Annotated in this window: 4 protein-coding genes; 2 read left to right on the top strand and 2 right to left on the bottom strand. The window is 62.2% G+C overall.

What is annotated here, in order from left to right; translation table 11 throughout:
• A partial coding sequence (locus tag AB4Z11_RS28725) for a cystathionine beta-lyase (protein WP_442029233.1) occupies positions 1–996 on the top strand: 996 nt, incomplete at its 5' end.
• Between the two features lie 12 nt (positions 997–1,008).
• Here the strand turns inward: AB4Z11_RS28725 and AB4Z11_RS28720 are convergent.
• Positions 1,009–1,374: a DUF4870 family protein gene (locus AB4Z11_RS28720; RefSeq protein ID WP_442029232.1), complete on the bottom strand. Its 366-nt coding sequence runs from the start codon at positions 1,372–1,374 to the stop codon at positions 1,009–1,011.
• Positions 1,375–1,452: 78 nt separating this feature from the next.
• Between AB4Z11_RS28720 and AB4Z11_RS28715 the strand changes: the two genes are divergently transcribed.
• Positions 1,453–2,376, top strand: a complete 924-nt coding sequence (locus AB4Z11_RS28715) for a LysR family transcriptional regulator (protein WP_442029231.1) — start codon at positions 1,453–1,455, stop codon at positions 2,374–2,376.
• Here the strand turns inward: AB4Z11_RS28715 and AB4Z11_RS28710 are convergent.
• Entirely contained in the window at positions 2,373–2,720 is a 348-nt protein-coding gene (locus AB4Z11_RS28710; protein WP_442029234.1) for a GFA family protein, read from the bottom strand. The two genes, AB4Z11_RS28715 and AB4Z11_RS28710, sit on opposite strands and share 4 nt — an antisense overlap.
• Positions 2,721–2,730: the final 10 nt, after the last annotated feature.

The following is a 2,730-nucleotide window of genomic DNA, read 5'->3' as shown; positions in this document are numbered from 1 at the left end:
CTGCATGGCACGCCGACCACCTTCACGCTGGAAGCGCGCCTGGCTGAAATCGAAGATGGCGAGCAGTGCCTGCTGGCGCCGAGCGGCCTTGCTGCGATCTCGATGGTCGACTTCGCGCTGCTGAAAACCGGCGACGACGTTCTGCTGCCGGATAACGTCTACAACCCGAACCGCGAACTGGGCAAATGGCTGACGGCCGATTTCGGCATTACCGCACGCTATTACGATCCGATGATCGGCGCCGGCATTGCCGGGCTGATCCAACCGAATACAAAACTGATCTGGACCGAGGCACCGGGCTCCGTGTCGATGGAAGTGCCGGATCTGCGCGCGATCAGCGCCGCGGCGCATGCGCGCGGCGTGTTGGTGGCGCTGGATAACACCTGGTCCGCAGGGCTGGCGCTGCGCGGCTTCGATCTCGGCGTGGACATCATCATGCAGGCGCTGACCAAGTACCAGTCCGGCGGTTCGGACGTGCTGATGGGCGCCCTGATCACGCGTGACCGTTCGCTGCACGATCGCTTGGCCATCGCCCATATGCGCCTCGGCATGGGCGTCGGTGCCGACGATGCTTATCTCGTGTTGCGCGGCTTGCCGACCATGAAACTTCGCTTCGAAGCCCATGATGCCGGCGCCCGCAAAGTGGCCACGTGGCTGAAGTCGCGTCCCGAAATCAGCAAGGTCCTGCATCCTGCGTTTGAAGACTGCCCCGGCCACGAATTCTGGAAGCGCGACTTCACCGGCGCCGGCGGCCTGTTCTCCGTGCTGTTCGACGCGAAGTTCAGCGAAGAACAAACCGACCGCTTCGTCGATTCGCTCAAGCTGTTCAAGATCGGCTATAGCTGGGGCGGCGCGCACAGCCTGTGCGTTCCCTACCGCATCCAGGCCATGCGCCGCAACTGGAGCGATGCAGGCACTTTGGTCCGCTTTAACATCGGCCTCGAAGACCCCGCCGACCTCATCGCCGACATCGAACAAGCGCTGGCCAGGCTGTAACCGCACTGCGCGTTATGACACGTCCATTGGCTCGTTGTTGTTGAGGGCGGACCAGCCGCGCAGCAGCCGGTAGATTTTCCACAGCCAGGCGCCGAGCCAGGTGACCCACGCCAACGGAATGCCGATGATGGTCATGAACAGGCACCAGCCCACGAATACCCACACCAGGTACCACCAGAAGGAACGGATCATCCAGGTGTGATGGCTGCGGATGAAGGTGCCCTCGCTCTCGGAGCGCTTCACGTAGTTCAGGATCAGGGGAATCCACGAGGCCGCGCCCAAGGTGAAGAACACGCTCAGGCCGTGGCCGAGATACAGCCACCACGCCCAGTTCTTGGCGGAGTCGGTACGCGAATCGAGGATGAGTTCTTGTGCCATGGCTGTGCTCCTTGCGAATTTGCTAATGCAATTATAGCCATCTTGACAAGCGTTGGGCGCATTTTGGTAAAGTAGGGAATGGCTTACCTGAACCTGCTCCGTCGCCTCGATCCGACAACCCTGCAACTTTTCCTCGCTGTCCACGAGGAGGGCACGCTGACGCGCGCTGCCGAACGTGAAGCCATCGCGGTGTCCGCAGCCAGCAAACGGCTGGTGGAACTGGAGCAGGCGCTCAATGTGCCGCTCTTTGTGCGCAAGACGCGCGGCATGGTGCTCACGCCCGCCGGTGAAACCCTGCTGACCCACGCGCGCCGCATGCTGCTCAGTGTGGAGAAGATCGGCGTTGAACTGGCCGAACACGCGCAGGGTGTGCGCGGTTATGTGCGCATGGTGGCCAATTTGTCCGCCATCATTGAATTCCTGCCCGAGGACCTGCGCGACTTCATGGCGCAGCACGCCCAGGTGCGGCTGGATCTGGAAGAGCGTCCGAGCGATAACGTGGTGCGCGGTGTGGAGGACAGCTGGGCCGACATCGGCATCTGCTCCGGCGACGTCGACACGCGCGCGCTGCGCACGGAGCTTTACCGCCTCGACAAGCTGGTGCTGGTGATGCGCGCAGACCATGCGCTGGCAAAGCGCGGCTGTGTGGCGTTTGCCGAAACGCTGGAATACGACCACGTGGGCCTGCACGTCAACAGCTCGATCAACACGCGCATGCACCTCGAGGCGCGCGCGGCTGGGCGCACGCTGCGGGTGCCGATTCACGTGCCGGGCTTCGATGCCGTGTGCAGGATGGCGCAAGTGGGCATGGGCATCGGCCTGCTGCCTTATGAGGTCTTCGTGGCGATTGGACGCCAGCTCGGGCTCGTGTCAGTCGATCTCAATGAAGACTGGGCCGAGCGCGAGCTGAAGATTGTCATCCGCGACGAGGAAAGCCTGTCGCCGGTAACGAAGGCGCTGTTCGAACACCTGCGCAGCGCGGAAGCACGCGTCAAGGCTTAGTAGGCGCGGCCGTCTACGTGTTTGACCGGGATCGAATCGAGGTCGATGCCCTCCAGGCAGCGCACATTAATCGCCGCCATCTTGTTGCCGTTCTTGTCCACGCCTTCCGCGTAAGGGTGAATGCCGCACTTCGGGCAGAAGCGGTGCTGGATCACGTGTTTGTTGAAAAGATAAGTGCTGGCGTTTTCTTCCGGCGTCGTCAGTTTGAATTGCGCGCGCGGCACGAACCACAGCAGGGAACCCTTGCGCTGGCACATGGAGCAGTTGCAGGCCATGGCGCCGGTGATCTCGCCTTCGACTTCGTATGCCACGTTGCCACAGTGGCAGCTGCCTTTGTATTGCATGGCTTGTCTC

Source organism: Pseudoduganella sp. RAF53_2, from assembly GCF_052113985.1.
GTDB lineage: Bacteria > Pseudomonadota > Gammaproteobacteria > Burkholderiales > Burkholderiaceae_D > Rugamonas.
This window is presented reverse-complemented; position numbering and strand designations above follow the sequence as displayed.